Source organism: Gloeomargarita sp. SKYB120 (genome assembly GCA_025062155.1).
GTDB lineage: Bacteria > Cyanobacteriota > Cyanobacteriia > Gloeomargaritales > Gloeomargaritaceae > Gloeomargarita.
Genome location: JANXAM010000016.1, coordinates 22,530 through 39,345, shown reverse-complemented (window position 1 = coordinate 39,345; position 16,816 = coordinate 22,530). Strand labels below are relative to the sequence as shown.

The 16,816-nt window shown below is 57.9% G+C and carries 16 protein-coding genes and 1 tRNA gene; 8 read left to right on the top strand and 9 right to left on the bottom strand.

Features of this window, described 5'->3' with window-relative positions:
• Positions 1–566 (bottom strand): hypothetical protein (locus tag NZ705_07365; GenBank protein MCS7292774.1); only part of this gene is annotated, 566 nt, incomplete at its 3' end.
• A 17-nt stretch (positions 567–583) separates the two neighbouring features.
• Positions 584–655: transfer RNA gene (locus NZ705_07360), tRNA-Gln, on the bottom strand.
• Positions 656–719: 64 nt separating this feature from the next.
• Between NZ705_07360 and NZ705_07355 the strand changes: the two genes are divergently transcribed.
• From NZ705_07355 to NZ705_07345, 3 genes are all read left to right on the top strand, one after another.
• On the top strand, positions 720–1,238 hold the full coding sequence (locus NZ705_07355; protein ID MCS7292773.1) for a TRAP transporter small permease subunit: 519 nt from the start codon (positions 720–722) through the stop codon (positions 1,236–1,238).
• An 81-nt stretch (positions 1,239–1,319) separates the two neighbouring features.
• Entirely contained in the window at positions 1,320–2,084 is a 765-nt protein-coding gene (locus NZ705_07350; protein ID MCS7292772.1) for a phycobilisome rod-core linker polypeptide, read from the top strand.
• Entirely contained in the window at positions 2,084–3,802 is a 1,719-nt protein-coding gene (locus NZ705_07345; protein MCS7292771.1) for an N-acetylmuramoyl-L-alanine amidase, read from the top strand. Before NZ705_07350 ends, NZ705_07345 begins: the two co-directional genes overlap by 1 nt.
• On the opposite strand, the gene NZ705_07340 is transcribed toward NZ705_07345, so the two are convergent.
• Genes NZ705_07340 through NZ705_07325 form a run of 4 tightly spaced genes read right to left on the bottom strand, consistent with a single transcriptional unit; the run spans position 3,762 to position 7,559 of the window.
• Entirely contained in the window at positions 3,762–4,793 is a 1,032-nt protein-coding gene (locus NZ705_07340) for an AI-2E family transporter (protein MCS7292770.1), read from the bottom strand. The genes NZ705_07345 and NZ705_07340 overlap by 41 nt on opposite strands.
• A complete protein-coding gene (gene serS / locus NZ705_07335) occupies positions 4,790–6,061 on the bottom strand; it encodes a serine--tRNA ligase (protein MCS7292769.1) in 1,272 nt (423 codons plus the stop codon). Before serS ends, NZ705_07340 begins: the two co-directional genes overlap by 4 nt.
• A gap of 6 nt (positions 6,062–6,067) precedes the next feature.
• Entirely contained in the window at positions 6,068–6,448 is a 381-nt protein-coding gene (locus NZ705_07330) for a DUF6464 family protein (protein MCS7292768.1), read from the bottom strand.
• A 25-nt stretch (positions 6,449–6,473) separates the two neighbouring features.
• Complete coding sequence (locus tag NZ705_07325; protein MCS7292767.1) at positions 6,474–7,559, bottom strand: DUF4855 domain-containing protein; 1,086 nt, start codon at positions 7,557–7,559, stop codon at positions 6,474–6,476.
• 82 nt (positions 7,560–7,641) lie between these two features.
• Here NZ705_07325 and NZ705_07320 point away from each other — a divergent pair, with 82 nt between their 5' ends.
• Positions 7,642–8,310 (top strand): hypothetical protein, encoded by a 669-nt coding sequence (locus NZ705_07320; protein ID MCS7292766.1) that lies wholly within the window; start codon positions 7,642–7,644, stop codon positions 8,308–8,310.
• Here NZ705_07320 and NZ705_07315 read toward each other — a convergent pair.
• Positions 8,270–8,617, bottom strand: coding sequence for a hypothetical protein (locus tag NZ705_07315; GenBank protein MCS7292765.1), 348 nt, complete (start codon positions 8,615–8,617; stop codon positions 8,270–8,272). The genes NZ705_07320 and NZ705_07315 overlap by 41 nt on opposite strands.
• Positions 8,618–8,724: 107 nt before the next feature.
• Here NZ705_07315 and NZ705_07310 point away from each other — a divergent pair, with 107 nt between their 5' ends.
• From NZ705_07310 to NZ705_07295, 4 genes are all read left to right on the top strand, one after another.
• A complete protein-coding gene (locus tag NZ705_07310; protein ID MCS7292764.1) occupies positions 8,725–9,609 on the top strand; it encodes an S-methyl-5'-thioadenosine phosphorylase in 885 nt (294 codons plus the stop codon).
• A 34-nt stretch (positions 9,610–9,643) separates the two neighbouring features.
• A complete protein-coding gene (locus NZ705_07305) occupies positions 9,644–10,693 on the top strand; it encodes an ARC6/PARC6 family protein (protein ID MCS7292763.1) in 1,050 nt (349 codons plus the stop codon).
• Between the two features lie 797 nt (positions 10,694–11,490).
• Entirely contained in the window at positions 11,491–12,612 is a 1,122-nt protein-coding gene (locus NZ705_07300; protein MCS7292762.1) for a potassium channel protein, read from the top strand.
• A 42-nt stretch (positions 12,613–12,654) separates the two neighbouring features.
• A complete protein-coding gene (locus NZ705_07295; GenBank protein MCS7292761.1) occupies positions 12,655–13,359 on the top strand; it encodes a HEAT repeat domain-containing protein in 705 nt (234 codons plus the stop codon).
• Here the strand turns inward: NZ705_07295 and NZ705_07290 are convergent.
• Both NZ705_07290 and NZ705_07285 read right to left on the bottom strand, forming a co-directional pair.
• Entirely contained in the window at positions 13,280–14,563 is a 1,284-nt protein-coding gene (locus NZ705_07290; GenBank protein ID MCS7292760.1) for a HAMP domain-containing histidine kinase, read from the bottom strand. The two genes, NZ705_07295 and NZ705_07290, sit on opposite strands and share 80 nt — an antisense overlap.
• Positions 14,560–16,749, bottom strand: coding sequence for a PBP1A family penicillin-binding protein (locus tag NZ705_07285; protein MCS7292759.1), 2,190 nt, complete (start codon positions 16,747–16,749; stop codon positions 14,560–14,562). The genes NZ705_07290 and NZ705_07285 overlap by 4 nt, the downstream gene beginning before the upstream one ends.
• Positions 16,750–16,816 lie beyond the last annotated feature (67 nt).

Below are 16,816 nucleotides of genomic sequence, written 5' to 3'. Positions count from 1 at the left end.
TGCAACCGTTGCAGTGTAGTCGTCTTGGGTTCTCCCTGGGTTTTTCCGTAGAGCCATTCCGCCGGCCAAGTCACTCCCACACCTTGCCACAGCGCCTGCACAAATCGCTCCTGCTTGGTCGTCACAATCACGGGCTGGAATGGGGCTTGCGTGAGCCACCGCTGCACCTGGGCCACCACGCCAGGATAAAACGTGTGCAAGGCCAACCACCCCTTTTCATCCTGGGCAATCCAGGCATCGCGCGTGCTATCCACCGCTTGGCCGAGTTCCTGGGGCGACCACCCCGTTTCCGCCAGTAGCTGTTGTTGCACCTGGGGCCAATCACTCGCTAGGGTTTGCGGGTCTGCACCCATCACCAACCCATGCAACAGCAACGGCATTTCCCAGCCATGGGTCACCACCGGTCGCAATTGGTAAAACGCTTCCCGAAACGACTCTAGACGGCCCGTGCAGCCGACTTCTGGGCACAACTGGCGATAGACCGCCGCGCTGACGGTGAAGTATTCGTTTAAGCCGTTGCACAAAACCCCGTCAAAATCCAGGGCCAGGACTGGACGGGCGCTCATCTAAAGCCGGAGAAGAACTGGGGTGCAAGGATTCGAACCTCGGAATGGCTGGACCAAAACCAGCTGCCTTACCACTTGGCGACACCCCATCGTTGACGCATTAGTTATATTAACAATCTTGAATCACACCTGGCAACAGGCTATGCTGGGGACATGCGCTGGGTGTTGTGGATTAACCGTTTAAGTCAGCGGGCCGGTCAAGTCGCCATGGCCTTGGTTCCCCTGCTGGTGCTGGTGGGAGCCTGGAATGTGGTCGGTCGCTACGTGGGCCGGGCCGTTGGCCGCAATCTCAGCTCCAACGCTTTTTTGGAATTGCAGTGGTACTTATTCAGCGCGATTTTCCTGCTGGGGGCTGCCTACACTCTCCATCACAACGGCCATGTGCGGGTCGATGTGCTGTACAACCGCTGGTCAGAACGCCGCCGCGCCTGGATCGACCTGTGGGGAACGCTCCTGTTTCTGTTGCCCTTTGCCGCCCTGCTGCTTTGGGTGACGGTTCCTCCTGTCATGGCCTCCTGGCAAATGGGTGAACAATCCCCTGACCCTGGCGGCCTCCCGCGCTACTGGGTGAAAACTTTGCCCTTGATTGGCTTTGGGCTGTTGCTGTTACAGGGGATGGCCCAGGCGGTGCAGCTCGGCCAGTTTTTACGCCGCCGCTCCCCCTCGGACTAACTTAACATTGTGTTACTTTTGGGGACGGTGGGGAACCCCTTGACCTACGCTGAAGGAAGTCCCTGACTGGAGTTGGTGTCCATGACGTTACCGTTGCTTGCCTACCGACCGACGACGCAAAACCATCGGGTGCGGGACTTTGGCCGTGCCGAGATGAACGAAGACAGCCCGCGCATTTACCGTCTGGAAGATGTCAGTACACCAGATGAAATGGATGCCCTGATTTGGGCGGCTTACCGGCAAATTTTTAGCGAGCATGTGATTTTACAAGCCTGTCGCCAAGTGACCTTAGAGTCCCAGTTGAAAAACCGAGCTATTACCGTGCGGGATTTCATTCGGGGTTTGGCGCAGTCGGACCCGTTCTACCGGCTGGTGGTGGAACCCAATAATAATTACCGGTTGGTGGACATTTGCTTGCGGCGGATTCTGGGACGAGCCGCCTACAACAAAGAAGAAACGATTGCCTGGTCGATTCGTATTGCCACCCAGGGGTTTCGCGGTTTTGTAAATGAACTGGTAGATAGCGACGAATACACGGAAAACTTTGGCGATAACGTGGTGCCCTACCAGCGCCGCCGGATGCAAGGCCGTCCGTTTAACCTGGTCACGCCCCGTTACGACGGCAATTATCGCGCGAAGGAAGGCATTGGCTTTATTGATTGGAATTATGTGCTGATTCGTTTCTACCAGCAGCAATCCCAAACGCGCCGGCAAGTGTTCCCCAAAGCGGGCGACCCAGCACTTTACCGTTCCTTGGCAAAGCAATTAGATACCAGACCTCAACCCACTACAACTGTGCGCGTGCAGGAGTTGGACTTCCTGGCGAAAGTGCCCCGGCGCCGGTAGTGGGACGTGGGTGGCTAGGGGGCCTTGTCCTATTGGTCGCGCAACCGGTGCAGGCCCTGCGTGTGGTGTACCCACCCCCTGGTCATCAGACGACAGCGCCCCGCATTTTTGTGATTGGCACCCACGACCCCCGCGAACCAGTCTGGGTCAATGGGGAACCGGTCAAACGCTCAACAGCCGGTCACTTTGCGCCTTCGGTTCCCCTGGCGCTGGGGGATAACCGGATCACGGTGCAGGCGGGTTCCCAGACCCTAGCGTTGACCGTCCAGCGGGTCGCTCCGGTGGTGCAGACGACTCCCTTAGCGCCGGCAGTGGATGTCGCCCGTTTGCCCGGTGAACCCCTGTGTTTTCAGGCCGTGGTTTCGCCGCCAGTTGCGCCGCTGCAGGTGCGGTTGGGTGCGTGGCAGGTGGAATTGTCGCCAGTGCCCAGTTCGCAACCCTGGGATAACGCCGCCGTTTTGCTTGATGGTCAACCCCCAGGTGTTGCGCCAGCTCTTTACCGCGGTTGTTTACGAATTGACCAGCCAGGCACGTGGGGACAACCGGAACTGGTCTGGGGAACGCAAACCTGGCGCAGTCCTGGTACTGTGACCATTCTCGACCCCAATCGCCTAGACATTGCCATACTCCAAACCGAAGGGATTGCCCGCACCGGCCCGAGCACCGACCACTCCCGCTTGACGCCCTTGCCCGCCGGCACGCAAGACCAAATCACAGGTTGGGAAGGGGATTGGTTACGCCTGCGCTACGGGGGCTGGGTCCAGCGCCGCCAAGTGAGCATTCAACCGAGCACTAACTTACCCCAGACCCCCATCCGGGGCGTGCGCACGGTTATCCAACCCGACTGGACGGACATCTATTTTCCCCTGGCGACGCCCATCCCCATCGAAATTCACCAGGAACCCGGTGCGTTGCACCTCACCCTGTGGCACGCCACTGCCCAGACGGATTTCATTCGCTTGGACCCCAGCCCCGCCGTGCGTTCCTTTACCTGGCAACAGGCAGCGCCCACCCACATCCGCTACAGCTTTTATTTGCCCACACCCCAAGCCTGGGGCTATCGCGTTCGCTACCAGGACAGTGTGTTGATCCTCAGCATCCGGCATCCGCCCCGTTTGGCCGCCCATTCGCTTCAGGGCATTCGCATCCTGCTTGACCCTGGGCACGGGGGGCCGGACGATCTGGGAGCCTTGGGGCCAGATGGCACCCCCGAAAAGCAGGTGAACTTGCAAATCGCCCTGCTACTGGCGGAGCAGTTGCGACGACGGGGAGCCGATGTCCTTCTCACCCGCACTCAGGATATAGACGTCCCTTTGGCCGAACGGGTGCGAATGATCCAGGAGCTGCAACCCCATCTGGCCCTCAGCCTGCACTACAATGCCCTACCGGATGCGGGCGACGTCTGGGCTACCCAGGGCATCGGCGCGTTTTGGTATCACCCCCAGAGTCAAGACATGGCCATTTTTTTGCACAACTACCTGACCCAGCACGCCCGGCGTCCCAGCTACGGGGTTTTCTGGGGAAATCTCGCCCTGACCCGTCCTACGATTTGCCCCGCCGTCTTGTTGGAACTGGGCTTTATGATTCACCCCCAGGAGTTTGAATGGATCGTGAATCCCCAGGCGCAACGGCAACTGGCGCAAACCCTGGCCCAGGGCATCGAAACCTGGCTGCGGGCTAACACCGGCGCTGTTGCCACGGGTCCAGCACGTCCTTAATCAAAGCTTCTTCAATCCAGACCCGGCACACCACCAGCAAGGGCAGCGCCAGAATCAACCCCGGCAACCCCAAAAACGTCGTGAAAAAAATCTGAGCTATCAGCGTTAAAGCGGGGGGCAATGCTAACTGCTGGGACATCACATAGGGCGTGACCAAGTAAGCATCCGTTTGCTGGATCAGAAAATACAAAATCACCACTGCAATAGCTTTCCAGGGTGCATCTAAGGCGGCTACCACCGTCGGGGGAATCAAACTCACCGTCGGGCCAATGTTGGGAATCAAATTAAACAAACCGGCAATCAAGGCATGGGCAAAGGCTAGGCGAACCCGCAAGATGGACAGGCCAGTAAAACTCAAAATTCCCACCACCGACATGGCGGTGAGCGCCCCCACCATCCAGGACCGCAAACTCACTTCACAGCGCCGCAAGATGGTATCCACCCGGTTGCGATAAAAGGATGGGAAAAGCCGAATAAATCCCCGGCGATAGGTGCCTGGATCAGCAAGAAACATCACGGCTAGCACCAGGATTAAAATGACAGATAAAGCCCCGCCAATCGTATCAAAAAAGAAATTGACCCATTGCCCCAAAACCGGACGCAATAACGCCTGCAATTGGCGCAAGAAATCTCCATTGGCCGCGATGTCCAGTATCTCTTCACCAAACAGCCGCATTTGTAAATCTTCTGACCAGCGGGCTAGAGCTTGAAACCCCTTGGGCAACAGCTTGACCAACTCTTCAAACTCTTTACTGAAGGGGGGCACCAGCAGGCTAATTAAAGTGGTAATTAAGCCCAACAACGTCAGCATCGTAATGGCAATGGCTACCCCCTGGGAAATTTTCCACCGCCGCAGAAAATTCACCGCGCCATCCAAGGCAACCGCCAGCACCACCGCCGCAAAAACCAATAGCAACAAAAACCGGATTTCCCACAGGATATACAGGGCGATCAGTATAACGATTAAGCCAAACCAATCCCCCAACTTCATAGCACGTCTCGCCCCAAGAACGGTTGCAACACTTCTGGGACTTGAATGCGACCGTCCGGACGTTGATAGTGTTCCAGAATCGCCGCCATGGTCCGTCCCACCGCCAGCGCCGAACCGTTGAGCGTATGCACAAATTCCGTTCCCTTTTTTCCTGGTTCGCGGTAGCGAATGCTTGCCCGCCGCGCCTGGAAATCGCCAAAGTTGGAGCAACTGGAAATTTCCCGGTACATGTTCTGCGACGGCAACCACACCTCCAAATCAAAGCACTTTTGCGCCCCAAACCCCAAATCTCCCGTACACAATTCCACCACCCGGTAAGGCAATTTCAGCGCTTCCAATAACACCGCCGCATCCCGCACCAATTGCTCATGTTCCTGGGGAGATGTTTCGGGACGCACAATTTTGACCAGCTCTACCTTATTGAACTGGTGCAGGCGAATGAGTCCCCGCGTATCCCGGCCATAACTTCCGGCTTCCCGGCGAAAACAAGGCGTCCAGGAACAGTGATAAATCGGCAATTGTTCAGCGCTTAAAATTTCATCCCGGTAGAGATTAGTGACAGGGACTTCCGCCGTAGGAATCAGCCACAAATCGTCATCCCGACAAGCAAAACTTTCCTGGGCAAATTTGGGCAATTGACCCGTGCCAGTGAGTGCTTGACTGTTGACCAAAAAAGGCGGCAAAACTTCCACATAGCCCCGCGCGATATGTTGCGCCAGCATCCATTGAATCAAGGCCCGCTCCAGTTCCGCTCCCGCCCCCCACAGGGTCACAAACCGGCTCTGGGCAATTTTAGTGGCTCGTTCCGTCTCCAAAATCCCCAATTTCTCCGCAATTTCCCAGTGGGGCAACACGTCGGTTTTTGGTTTGTATTCATCCCCCCAGCGATAACATTCCACATTCGCCGTTTCATCACTCCCGACGGGCACATCTGGCGCAGGTAAATTCGGCAATTGCAAAAGCCATTCCTGCAGTTGGTGTCGCAGTTCCCGTTCTTCTTGCTCTAGCGTTGCCAGGATATGTTTAATTTCTTGCCCCCGCTCCCGCAGTTTCGCCACCGTTTCTGGGTCAGCCCCCTGGCGCATCAGTTGCCCCACCTGCTTGCCAATCTCATTGCTTTCGGCCTGGAGCTGGGACCGCTGCTTTTCCCGCTGGCGCACCTGGGCGTCCAACGCTAGGATGGGTTGCAAATCAATATCTACCTGACGGGTCGCCAACCGCGCCGCCACCTGTTCCGGCTGCTCCCGAATCAATCTAATATCTAACACCGCAATTTATTTGCCCGACGCGCCATCTGCGATTGTACCGGAAGCCGGCTCAAAACTCGCACAGCCTTGGCATGGCCCCAAGGGATTTACAGCACAGCGTATCAATTCTGATAGGGCATTGTATTTACAGCGTCCATCGCCAATGATCCATTTGCCCCGCCAGCGGTTGCGGTCGGGATGCGCGATTTGCACCAGCAGAGCCATTTTGTGGAGTTGGTAGCGTCCTCCCCGGTATTGGTAGCGATGGCGGCGTTCCAAAACCGTATAGAGCTGGCCGTTGACTTCCACCGCGTGACCCGGTTGGGGTTGGTTGGGCAACAGAAACTCCCCCAGGGGTTCCGTGGAAGGGTTGAGCAGGATTTCGGTGGGTACGGTTTCGGGCGGCATGGTGCATCGGTCAATCCCCTCACATTTAAGGTAGCGGTTTCGGCGTGTAGGTGCCCCGTAAAAAATCATAAATATCTTGGTAAAATTCCCGCTCTTGGGGGTCGTCATGCACCGCCATGCGCTCTAGTGACCGTTGCCCGAGAAAGTACGCGCAGGCCGATTCGGTCATGTAGCCGTAGAGAACGCCCCCGTTGAGATATTCCCGAAAGCGCCGCTGGCGTTCGCCCTGCACGGCAATGGGTTCATCCAGTTCCAGGTAGTATTCCATTTCAATACCGGCTCCCCGTTGCTGGGCAGCTTGGGCGGCTTGGGCCAGATTCACCCCCCGTTGATAAAACATGTAATTGGGTTGCAAAAAGGCCACGTCAAAGTAATAGTTTTGGTAATCATCCAGCAGGTGAATGTTGTAGGTGCTGTAGAAGGGAATCCAGAAAAAGGCCCACCCCATCTGATGAATAAACCGGCGTAGTTCTTTGAGCAACCAGTGGTCGTCCACATCCCAGCAACGAAACACGGTTTCAAACATCCAATACATCCCCAAAATATGGACGTAATTGAGACGGGGCAAGCGTTTTTGGAGTTCACTGATAAACCATTGGCAAGCCGCTAGACGCTGACGGGTGGCACGGTCGAGATTCTGCCCTTGGGTGGAAAAATTCCAGCCCTGGTAGCCAAAATCAGTCTGGGTAATGTGGGGATAGGGAATCATCAAAACGGCATTGCGCTTGTGGGGTAAAGGGGTGGGGATATGGGGGAGCAATTCGGCAATGGTTTGGTCTAGGGTGCGCAAGGTAGCGGCGTAAAAATCCAGGAGTTCTTCCCACTCTTGGACGCCGGCGGGTTGGGGGGAACACACGGCAAAAAAATCCCCTTCCCCACTCATGGTCGTACCCACATTAATATCGGCGCGATAATCCCGGCCATTGCGGCTGGTGATATTCAAGAACAAAAAGGAATCAAACAACCAATCGTGCCAGACGCCGCTAGGGGATTGATGGGCGACATAAAACTGTAAATCGGCTATGGTCCAGGGTTGACTGGCATGACCGTACATCAAGACAAGATGCTGCAAATAGTTGTACGTGGTCTGGCGCGGGGGGAAGTAGGGCATGGGGTCACTCGCAAGCGCTGTAGGTTCTTTATGTTACTGGAAATCCTTGTGCTACGTTAGAGACGGTCAAGGGGATACCGCGATGCGCTGGCAACAACTGGGATTAGGGCTGTTGTGGCTGGGGTTTGTGAGCTATGCATTTCTGGGAGCGCCGCCGCCGCAACCCGATACGTGGGAATTCATCCAGCGTTTGATTCAGTTTCAGGTGGAAGGCGTGAATCCCCTGGTGGTGGCCCTGTTCAATCTCATGGGGGTGTGGCCGGGCATGTACGCCAGTGTGTTGCTCACGGATGGACGTGGGCAAAAAATTCCGGCCTGGCCGTTTGTCACGCTGTCGTTTGCGGTGGGCGCGTTTGCCCTATTGCCCTACTTGGCGTTGCGCCGCCCGTTTCCCCGCTGGCAAGGGTCGGAATCGCTCCTGTTGCGCGTTTGGAACAGCCGTATCGTGGGCGGGGTGTGGTTGCTATTGTCGCTGGGCTTGCTGCTGTATGGTCTGGCACAGGGGAGCTGGGCGGACTGGTGGGATGCGTTTCAAACCAACCGGTTTATCCACGTAATGAGTTTGGATTTCACCCTGCTGTGGCTGTTGTTTCCAGTGGCGGCCTGGGATGACCTACAACGCCGGGGTCTTACGCACCGAGGGTGGTTAGCGCTGATGCTACTACCTGCGGTGGGTGCCGCCTTGTATCTAACGTTGCGACCGGGGTTGCCTAACGCTGCGCCTGCCACTGTTGCCGCTGGGCGGGAGTAAGCACCTGGTACATCTGACTCAGGGTGCGCAGGCGTAAAGCCGCTAGTTGTCGGCGCTGTTCCGGGGTCAAGTCGAGATGCGAGGTGTTCTGCCAGAGGCTGTCGGGCGTCCACTGGGCTTGCTGGTCGGGCGTGAGCAGGGCTAAAGCGTTATCCTGGGCGCGGGTGTGAATTTCCTGAAGCCGCTGTTGCTGGGTCGGTGTCAGGTTGAGTTCTGCCGACATGAGCGACTGGGGCACCGCCATTGGACGCACGACAGGAATGACCACCACCAGCCCTAGCAGGACTGGCAACAAAAATATATCCATCACGGTTGTGAAACCTTGAGCGCAATACTGGCTACTGAGACGGGCGGAGCCGTTCAGAGTTCCCCAAGCCGTGCTACAGTACAACCAAATTGTCCCAGGCAAAACCTATGGCGCTTCCCCAGGTCAAGATTGGCATCATCGGCGGTAGCGGGTTGTACCAGATGGAAGCCCTCACCGATGTGGAGGAACATCACATCCCGACCCCGTTTGGCGACCCATCGGATGCGTTTTTGATTGGGAAGTTGGACGGGACACCGGTGGCCTTTCTGGCGCGTCATGGCCGTCATCACCATCTGTTGCCGACGGAATTGCCTGCCCGCGCCAATATCTACGCCATGAAATTACTGGGGGTGGAATACATCATTTCGGTGTCGGCAGTGGGGTCGTTACAGGAATCAGTCAAACCCCTGGATTTGGTGGTGGTGGATCAGTTCATTGACCGCACGCGCAACCGGATTTCCACGTTTTTTGGCGAGGGGATTGTCGCCCATATCACCTTTGAACAGCCCGTGTGCCCGGCGCTGGCCCAAGTCCTGGTGGACGCTATCCAAGCGTTGAACCTGCCAGGGGTGACGGTGCATCCGCGCGGGACGTATGTGTGCATTGAAGGGCCGGCCTTTTCCACCCGCGCCGAATCGGAACTCTATCGCCAGTGGGGGGCCACCGTCATCGGCATGACCAACTTGCCGGAAGCCAAGCTCGCCCGCGAAGCAGAGATTGCCTATGCAACGTTGGCGCTGGCTACTGATTACGACTGTTGGCATCCGGAGCACGCCAGCGTGTCCGTGGAGATGGTCATTGCCAACCTGCAGCAAAATGTGACCAATGCCCAGGCGGTAATTCGGGAAGCAGTGCGGCGCATTGCCCAATCGCCCCCCGCATCCAAAGCGCACCGGGCGTTGAAAAACGCGATTTTGACCCCCCTGGATAAGGTGCCGGCGGCGACGATTGAGAAATTGCGTCCTTTATTGGCCCGCTATTTGCCCGGTTAAACTGGGAGAAGGGGAGTCACGGGTACGTCGGGCGGTGGCGGCCATTTCCTACCGGCAAATTCTCTTGGAGCGGGACGGGCAACCCTTGAGCGAATCCCAGGTTACGACGCTGTTGCAGCAAGTTCTCGCGCAACTCCAGTCCTATCATGACCGCCAGCAGGCCCATGGAAACGTGAATTTATCCACCATTCACCAAACCAGCCAGGGGTGTTTCCTAGCGCCGCCAACCCGTATTTCCCCGACAGCTACACCCCAACAGGATGTGGTGGCCCTGGCGCGGGCGGCAATCACCTTGTTGACGGGTTATCCCCCAACCAAAGTGGATGCGTCCTGGCAAGACCTGTGTCCGGCGGGTGTGACGCCCTTACTCAAACAAACGCTGCAGCGGATGCTGGCTGGGGAGTTTCTTCATGCAGGACAAGTGCTAGCGGTCTTGGCTCCAGCAGCCTTGGCGCCAACAGAAGTGATGCCAGTTTTGGCAACTCGCCCCCAACCGGATGCCCGTCCTTCCCAGGGGGTGCTCTTGCTCATCTTGGGCTTGAGTTTAGGGGTCATTGTCGGTGGAGGAGCCATTCTGTTTGTGCTGTCACGACCCAGTTCAGCGCCGTCAGACCAAGGGACGCAGCCAGTAGCAACCCCAACGCCAGCCAGCGGTGGTGGTGGGAGTAAGGTTGCTGTAGCGCCCAGTCCCCCATCCGTATTGACGGAGCAGGAAGCTCTAGCGCTAATTGAGGCCTGGTTGGAAGCGAAAAAGACCATTTTTGCACCCCCTTACGACCTGGATTTGGCGGCAAATTTTCTCACAGGACCGGCCTGGCATGATGTCTCCAAACCCAACGGCTCGGTGGATTGGCTGCGCAAAAACCAGGTGTATTATCGCTATGGCGATAAACAAATCCGCCTGCTGCGCGTGCTCAGTTCTACGCCCGACCGGATGATCCTAGATGTCGCGGTTCAAGAGGAATTGAGCATGTATCGCCGGGGCCGTTTACGCCAGCGCAAAATTGACCGTGACACGTACCGGTTTGACCTGCGGCGCGTGGAAGATACGTGGAAAATTTATGACCGCCGGAGCGTGCGATAAAGCTATTGCTATAGCTGAGTACAGTTGTCAGTTCTTAGGGTCGCAGGGCAAAGTCCCACCGCTGGAAGTGGCTTAGCTGTAATGAACTACGTTCTCACTCGACCCGCGCGTGACGTTCTGGTTAAGCGGCAAATTGCTCTAGAGTGGCTAGAACGGGTTTTGTTTTATCCTGAACAAGTAGAGGATGATGCTGTTGTGCAGACCTTGAACACCGCCTATAGCTAAGCACACAATGTTTGGCATGAGCTACAACTAGAGGCCTTGACGCTTTTGCCTTGCCCGCTGCTCAAACACGCCAGCTCAAATGTTTTTTGCTATAGCACCTATTCCAGAGTTTGGTAATCGCACTTTACGGGTCATTGTTAATAGGCGGAAGCAGCCACCCCATGTCGTCACTGCTTTTTTGATCGTAGGAGGAAGCTCTGATGAAGTTAAAAGTTGATGAACAAGCGAATGCGCTCTATCTCAACCTAAATGAGACACCGGCCTATTCATCTGAAGAGGTCGCACCAGGCTGAATCCTGGACTATGATGAGAAGGGCTATGTCGTGGGTATTGAGTTACTCTATCTGAAACAACGGTCACCCCATATGCAAAGCCGTTGCTTACTGTTTGAATGGGTGCCGCCCCTTGATTAAAGGGTGTTTTAGACCACCGGTTTTAGCAGTGGTTACTAACCCTGATCAGTTAAATAGTTTTGTCCAGCGACTAGTGAATGGTACACCTGCGATAACTAACCGTCAACACTAGGGAATTTGTCGTTAGCATCGTAGGCAAAGGCCTTTGGGGGAACGCTCATGCCACGTCGCTCCCTGACCACGCTCATGAACCCCCGTTTCGTGCGGGAACACTGGTGGGTGTCGCCAGGGTTACGCAACCTGATATTTTTTGTGCTGGCGTTTGTGGGATTGCTGGTGGTAGGGGTGCTGGGCTACTGGCTGCTCGCAGGCTGGCCCCTGCTGGATGCCCTGTACATGGTGGTGATTACCATTTTTGGGATTGGGTACGGGGAAGTGCGGCCTATCAATACACCAACATTACGGCTTTTTACTATGCTGATGATTATCCTGGGCAGCGTGACGGTGGTGGGGATGATCGGCGCCCTGGTGCAATTTGTCACCGAAGGCGAAATTCAGCAAGTCTTGGAGTCGCAACGTATGAACCAGAAAATTATGGAACTCACGGACCACGTGATCATCTGTGGCTACGGGCGCATGGGACAGATTCTGGCGCAACGGGTGCGCGGGTCAGGTTTGCCCCTAATCATCGTGGATTACAACGAAGAACGGATCCGTGAAGCCACAGAACACGGCTATCTGGCGCATTTGGGTAATGCTGAAGATGAAGAAACGTTGATTTGGGTGGGGGTGCAGCGGGCGCGGGCGTTGGCTACCGTCTTGCCGGATGACGCGCTGAATGTGTTTGTGACGCTGACGGCGCGGGGATTAAACCCGAAGTTGACCATCCTGGCGCGGGGGGAATTTCCAGCCACCGAACGCAAGCTCCGTCTAGCAGGGGCAGACCATGTAGTGTTGCCGGCCACCATCGGGGCGTTGCGCTTGGCCTATTTGATTACCCACCCGGCCACGCTGGATTTTTTCGACCGCAATGATGGTCGGAGCACGATTAACGAAGTCTTGGGGGAAATTCACCTGCGCATGGATGAACTGCTGGTGCCGGAAAACTGCGCGCTGGTGAATCAAACCGTTGCCGATGTGGAAGTGCGGGGGGACCGGGCGTTTATTGTGGTGGCGCTGCGCCGAGCTGATGGCACGTTGATCAAAGATCCTGACCGGCACACGGTTATCCAGGCGGGGGATACGCTTATTGTGGTCGGGCACCGGGGCGATATTCCCCATCTCACCCGCAAGTTTGCCCTGCGCCGGCAGATGCAGTACCGGGGGATACGCCAGGGTTAGATTCTATAATGGGTTCACCTCAGGCGCTCAACTGTGCAGGCGATGTTCAGCGACGACGCCCCCGACTGGGCCAGTCCCCTGGATGATTGGCCAGAAACGCCGCAACCCGACCCGGAGGCCATGCTGGCGCAATTGACGGCTGCCGACCCCTGGCAACGGATGCAGGCAGCGCGGGCGTTTTGTGAACTCCAGGATGAGCGGGCGGGTGAACGGTTGATTCCCTTGCTACAGGATGCCTGTCCCCTGGTGCGGTTGAGCGCGGCCTATGCCCTGGGCCGCAATCCCACCCCTGCCGCAGTGCAACCACTGATTCAGCAGTGGCGCCAAGAAGCCAATGGCTATGTGCGCAAAGGGATCATCTGGGCGCTGGGGTACAGCCGGGATGCGCAAGCGGTGACGACCGTGCTCCAAGCGCTGCAAGGCGATATTCCGGCGGTGCGGCTGTGGGCGGCCAGTGCGCTGGTTCCCCTGTTGCAAGCCCATCCGGCGCTCATCCCCCAGGTGGTACCGGTGCTCTGTCACACGTTGCAACAGGACCCGGTGGCGGCGGTGCGGAGCAATTGCACGTGGGCGTTGGGACAGTTGCCGGTCGAGCAATTGCCGGAAGCGCTCTATTTACAGGTGGTGGAAGCCCTGCGTGCTGGTTTGCAGGATGGGGATGCTGGCGTCAGAGACGATAGTTGGGCGGCGTTGTTGAATTTGGGTGTGACCGCTGGGTTGCCGGCTCCCGATGAGTTGCCCCTTTGAAGCGGGGAAGCGTGATCGTCACCAGCGTCCCCTGTCCCGGTTGGCTGTGCAGGTGAATGGTGCCCCGGTGCGCCTGGACAATACTGCGGGCAATGGCCAACCCCAAGCCGGTGCCACCTCCCCATTCCCGCGCCCGGTCTACCCGGTAAAACCGGTCAAACACCCGCGGCAACTCCTGGGGGGGAATGCCGATGCCCGTATCTTGAATTTCTATCACCACGTCCTGCCCTTCACTGCGACTGCGCACCGTGACCTGGCCCCCCGGCGGCGTGTATTGCCAGGCATTGCGTACCACATTGGTCAACAAGCGTAGCAACTGCTGGCGATTGCCCCAGACCAGCAAGGTTTCTGGAGCCGGTTCCACCTGGATGTGCACCCCTTTAGCTGCAGCCAGCGCCCCTTGTTCGGCGAGCACGTCCTTGACCACCTCATTCACAACGCAGGGTTCGCCCGCGCCCATGCCCTGGGTGTCCTGTCGCGCCAGGAACAACAAATCGTCCACCAAGCGTCCCAAGCGTTGAATGAGATGGCCCATCGCGCGGATTTGGGGCTGGTCGCCGTACTGGCTGTGGAGCAACTCCCAGTTCATCTGCAAGCTCGCCAGGGGACTGCGCAGCTCGTGGGACGCATCAGCGGTGAACTGCTCCAACTGCTGGTACGACTGTCGCACCGGCGCAAGCGCCAATCCCGCTAGGAACCAGCCCGCGATGCCCACCAGCGCCAGGGCCACTATCCCGCCCACCGTTAAATCCCGCACCAACTGGCGGATGGGTTTGGTGACTTCAAACCAGGGATGACTGACTCGCACATAGCCCAACAACTCGCCGTCCCGGTAGATGGGTTGCGTGACCTGGCGCAGCGCTTCCCCACCCCCAATGCTCACCGTTTCTCGCCAGGGCCCGGGATGCAGCGGCGGCACCACCGTCATATCCAGCGTGCTCCACAGTCGCTCACCCGTTGGGGCAAACCATTCCAGCGCCACCTGGTCTTCATCCACATCCGTGGGCCATACCGGTGGGGTTGCTGGTAATGTGGCCCGCACCACCTCCACCACGTGGTCTAACGTGTCGTCAATGCGCTCGCTCAAGGTCGCCTGCACATAGCCATAGCCAGCCACGGCAAACAGCACCACTAGCACCGCCGTTACCCCCGTGTACCACAGCGCCAAGCGCCGCCGCATCTGGCCAAACACGGGTGCCGTCATAACCCGCCCATGTACTCCCCCCAGAGTTGGGCCGCCAAACCACTGCTTCCCCGCGTGGGCTGGTTCTGGTCATTGCCCAGCCATATGCCCGTCACCAAGCCCCCCGGGATGTAGCCCACAAACCACATATCCCGCGCGTCGTTGGTGGTACCCGTTTTGCCTGCTTCGCCCCGTCCTAAAAACGCAGCCCGACCCGTTCCTTGGGTCACCACGGCTTGCAACATGTGGGTTAGGGTCATGGCGACTTCCGGCGCTATCACCGGTTGACCCCCCGGCGCACGGTAGATCTCCCGACAGGTCTCCGGGCGGCTGCGGTCGGTACAATCGCTGCTGTCGCGGATGCGGTAAATGGTATGGGGAACTGTTCTAACGCCCTGGTTGGCTAAGACAGCAAACGCAGCGGTTAACTCCAGGGGCGTCACTTCGCTCTGACCTAGTACCAGCCCTGGCACTGGGTTCAAGGGCGACGTAATCCCCAATTTCCGCGCCCAGGCCACCACCGCCGGCAATCCCACCTGTTGCGCCAAGCGCAGCGCGATCACGTTTTCTGACCAGGCCAACCCTTGGGTCAAATCCAACGGCGTACTCCCGGAACGGCACCCGGCAAAGGCCACCCCTTGCCACACCAGCGGCGCACAGTCCAGCACCGTTGCTGGTGAAATCCCCTGCTCCAGCGCCGCGCCGTAGACAAACACCTTAAACACGGAACCGGGTTGCCGCTGGGCCTGTGTCACGCGATTGTACTGACTTTGCCGGTAATCTCGGCCCCCCACCAGGGCTAAAATCCCGCCCGTTTGCGCATCCATGGTCACCAGCGCCCCCTGGTCAAAGCCATAGCGCGACCCGTAGTTGGCGACAAACCGTGCCAGGTGTTGTTGCGCCCGCTTTTGCAGCGACACATCCAGCGTCGTATCCACGATGAAATTGCCCTCCTGCGCCAGCCGTTGCCCTAGCAGTTGTTGCAGTTCGGCCATCACCGTGTCGTAGAAGTAGGGAGCCAACGAACTTTGCAGGTTCGCCCTGGCCTTGGGACTGATTTCGATGCGAGAGCGGCGGGCGCGTTTGGCCTCCATCGCCGTAATCATCCCTTGGGCTTCCATCCGGTCAATCACCCGGTTGCGCAACGCCAAAGCAGTATCGTAGTCCTTGACCGGGTTAAACCGGTTGGGGGCCGGCAACATCCCCACCAGGGTCGCTGCTTCCGCTAGGGTCAAGTCCCGCGCTGACTTGTCGAAATAGAACCGCGCCGCGTCTTCAAACCCATACCCCGCCACCCCCAGATACACCTTATTCAAATACACCGTCAGGATGGTTTTTTTGTCATAGTGCGCTTCCAGCTTCAAAGCCACCACCATCTCCCGCAACTTGCGCCCGACGGAGTCTTCCGTGCCCACGTATTCCCGGAACAGGCTGCGCGCCACCTGCTGGGTAATCGTGCTGCCGCCTTCTCGCACCTCCCCGCTGGTGAGATTCACCACCATCGCCCGCAGGATGCCAATTGGGTCCACGCCGGGGTGCCAGTAGAACCGGCTGTCTTCCGACGCAATCACCGCCTTGGGCAGGTAGGGCGAAAAATCTTCAAGCTGGGGAAGTTCCCGGTGGTCTTGGTTCCAGGGCGATGTCAATGGAGTTTTGCCATCGCGTGCGACAATCACCAGCGGCCCCTGGGCGCCACTGGGCAACGGCGTGACGTCAACCTTTTGCCACTCGATTGCCACCCAGGTCGTCAGCGCCGCCACGCCCAACCCCAGTCCCCCCAACCCGTAACGCACCGTGCGCACGTACCAGGGGGGTGGGTCATCGTACACGACGCGCACCACTTCCGCCAGTTCGGGCGGCCCTAGGGTCAAACGGTCGCCATGACGCAAAACGTGTTGCTGAATTGGCCGCCGCCGGTAGTAGGTGCCATTGGTGGATTTTTGGTCCACCCAAACGTAGCGGCGTCCCTGCCGTTGCAGTAGGGCATGCACCTGGCTCACCAACTCCGACCGCACGGGAATATCGCAATTGCGCCGGCTGCGCCCCAAAAAATACTGGTCCGCCACTAGGGGAATGACCTCCGGCTCCGGCGTATCGGGGTAGTAAATCAATAACTTGGGGACGCGGGCGCCGGGTTTCACCACCGCTTGACCAGCATAAAACGTCTGGAGAATCTGGCTAAACCCGAAGCGCGAAGGCGTGGTCATGGGCGTTTGTCCACCTGTGATTGCCATTGTAGCCAGCGTGACCGCACCCCTTATTGCTCAACGACGA